The sequence below is a fragment of the Candidatus Methylomirabilota bacterium genome (assembly GCA_036005065.1).
Taxonomy (GTDB): Bacteria; Methylomirabilota; Methylomirabilia; order Rokubacteriales; family DASRDR01; genus DASYQW01.
On the sequence record DASYQW010000266.1, the window covers coordinates 1 to 2,239 of the forward strand.

The 2,239-nt window shown below is 73.3% G+C and carries 3 protein-coding genes; all 3 read left to right on the forward strand.

Translation table 11 applies throughout. The features are described from left to right. Positions 1–764, forward strand: a 764-nt coding sequence (locus VGW35_18515) for a hypothetical protein (GenBank protein HEV8309661.1), incomplete at its 5' end; no start/stop codon positions are given. Positions 765–813: 49 nt separating this feature from the next. Further along, positions 814–1,158 (forward strand): hypothetical protein, encoded by a 345-nt coding sequence (locus VGW35_18520; protein HEV8309662.1) that lies wholly within the window; start codon positions 814–816, stop codon positions 1,156–1,158. Positions 1,159–1,374: 216 nt separating this feature from the next. Then, positions 1,375–2,239: AAA family ATPase (locus VGW35_18525; protein ID HEV8309663.1), on the forward strand; the 865-nt coding region annotated here is incomplete at its 3' end.

Below are 2,239 nucleotides of genomic sequence, written 5' to 3' on the forward strand. Positions count from 1 at the left end.
GGGGCGATACCCTGATCTTGGACTTCGGCAGCGGCCCTCCCTATACTCGGGCGGTGGCCTTCCGCGACCGTCTGTTCGCGACCCTCAGAGCGGTGCGCCCGGTGCTCGAGGAGCCCGGCGTCCTCATCGTCGGCTCCGAGGTGCCGAACCTGCTCCAGCCGGGTGCCGTATCCACCCTGGTCGTGTCGCAGGACGTCGACATCGGGGTTCCCGTCGACCGTCATGCGGCGGTGAAACGCCGCGTGGAAGGGCTGTCGGGGTTCCGGCCCTCGGCAGAGGAGCCCTCGGTCCTGGTCCCCGAGACTGACGACCGGCTCGAAGTGAACTTCGTTGGCATGGATCCGGCGCAGGATCCCGGCGATACCTACATCCTCGAGGATCCTCAGCTCCCCCTGATGGTGTTCGGTCCCCTGTCGCTCGTGAAGGCGGGTCGCGTGATGGAGATCGAAGGAGCCCGACTGCCGCTGCCGCGCCCGGCCGGGCTGATCCTGGAGAAGCTCGTGACGGACCGGACCGGCGAGAAGGGTGACCGGGATTTGCTGGTGGCGCTGGGCCTGTTGATGACGGCGAGCCCGGGCGACCTCCGGGAGCTCGACGCGACCTACCGCGGGCTCCGGCCCGAGCTGCGCCACGTCGCCCGCTCCAACCTGACGCTCCTCTCCCTCATGCCGCCACGTCCCGGCATGCCGGACCCCCGGGGGGAGCGCGCGCGGGTCGCCGAGCTCTTGCGGCGGCTGGAGACGGGCGAGCAGGACCTGCCGTGAGGCGGCCCACCGGGGGACACGGTGCCACTGCGTCTGCGAGGGTACCGTAGTGAGCGATGATCTCGAGCGCCGTGTCCGCCAGGTGCGATCGCGCGTCGCCGTGCGGGCCTGGGAGTACCGTCAGCGACATCATGCGAAGGGCGTGTGGATGCGCCTCCGCCGCATCCTCGCCGATGCCGCGGCCGCGTACGTGATCCCCGAGAGCGAGGCGGAGCGGCTGGTCGCCGAAGGCTTCCCGCCGGAGCCCGTGGGCCGGGAGCTGGAGCCGGCCAAGGTCATCCTCTTCCTGCCGGCCGAGAGGGTCGCCCGGCTCGCCGGGGCGCGCGAGATCCCCGTGCGTCTCGAGGTCGAGCTGCTGGAGGCGCCGGCCCTGGCGCTGGTCCGCTTCCCCTAGGAGCGTGTCGGAGTAACCCGGCAGCTCGCTCCGAGCGCGCGACGCATCGAGCAGCGCTCCGAGCGGCGGCTGTGCCGCCGCAGCCGAGGGGGGGCATCGGGGGGGTCTTCCGAGACCCCCCCGGAGAAACTAGCGCCGCTCGGCCGGAGCTGCCAGGAACCCTTGGCCCGCCGCCCGCGCGGTGCTATGGTCGGCGTGCTCTCTGGTCGGTGGCCCATGGCATCGCTCCAGCTCACCCTCCTGGGCGGCTTCCAGGCCCGGATCGGATCGGGCCCCGCCCTCCCCCTGCCGACGCGGAAGACCCAGGCGTTGCTGGCCTACCTCGCCCTGCCCCCCGGCCGGGCGCATCCGCGCGACAAGCTGGCCACCCTGCTCTGGGGCGACCGCCCCGAGGGCCCGGCCCGCACCAGCCTCCGCCAGGCGCTGTCCGCGCTGCGCCACCGACCCGGCCGCGCGACGAGGACCGACCGGCTGGCGCCCGCGCCCGCCCGGGAAGCGTCTGCTCTGGAGACGCCGCTCCTCGGCCGCGCCGTGGAGCTCGGGCGTCTGCGCCAGGCACTCCACGAGGCGGTGACCGGCCGCGGCCGCCTCGTTGCAGTCGTCGGCGAGGCCGGGATCGGCAAGAGCCGCCTCGTAGCAGGGCTGGCCAGCGAGGCGATCGAGCGCGGGGCCCGGGTGCTCCTCGGGCGCTGTTACGAGAACGAGCAGACCCTGCCCCTGGCGCCGTGGGTCGACGCGCTCCGCGGCGGGCAGGTGGCGTCGGACGCGGGAGCTCTCGGCGCGCTGAACGAGATCTGGCGGAGCGAGCTGGCGACGCTGCTACCCGAGGTCGCCGTGCCCGGGCTCCCGCCCGCGAGCCAGGACGTCGTCCGGTTGTTCGAAAGCGTCACCCGGCTGATCGGCCTGCTCGCCACGCAAGAGCCGCTCGTGCTCCTGTTCGAAGACCTCCACTGGGCCGACGAGCTGACGGTTCGCCTGCTCGGCTTCCTGGCCCGGCGGACACGCGATTCCGCGGTCCTGCTGGTGGTCACGGCGAGGGAAGAGGAGCTCGCGGCCGCTCCGTGGCTCCGGCGCGTCCTCG